The 346-nt window shown below is 30.3% G+C and carries 1 protein-coding gene; it reads right to left on the bottom strand.

What is annotated here, in order from left to right; all coding sequences use genetic code 11:
* The coding region (locus tag Q0873_RS18195) for a hypothetical protein (protein ID WP_299110221.1) at window positions 1-346 on the bottom strand (346 nt) is incomplete at both ends.

Raw genomic sequence — 346 nt, 5'->3', positions numbered from 1 at the left:
TTTAAGGCATCATCGCTTAATTCATCTTCAGAATTTTCAAATCCTTTAACCTTTGTTAAAACCATTCTTATTGGCAACCCGTTTTCTTTCCAATTCTTAATATAATTCTCTGTGTTTAGAGTTAAATACTGGGTATTTCCAAGAGTTTTTAATGCTAGGTCGGCTGCTAAAAAATCATAAGTTAATTCAGAAGGTAACTCTTTGTGAAATGTTTGATGTGGTAATACTAATTGTGTGTTGTTAAAATAAATGGTATTGTTAAATAATAACGCATTGTCTTTTGCTTCTTGTCCTTCTAGCTTAATTGTAGTAACAATATCATTAGTGCCTTCTTCTTGACTAACTA

The sequence above is a fragment of the uncultured Tenacibaculum sp. genome (assembly GCF_947498805.1).
GTDB lineage: Bacteria > Bacteroidota > Bacteroidia > Flavobacteriales > Flavobacteriaceae > Polaribacter.
Note: the sequence above shows the minus strand (reverse complement) of the source record. Positions and strands in the feature narration are given on the sequence as shown.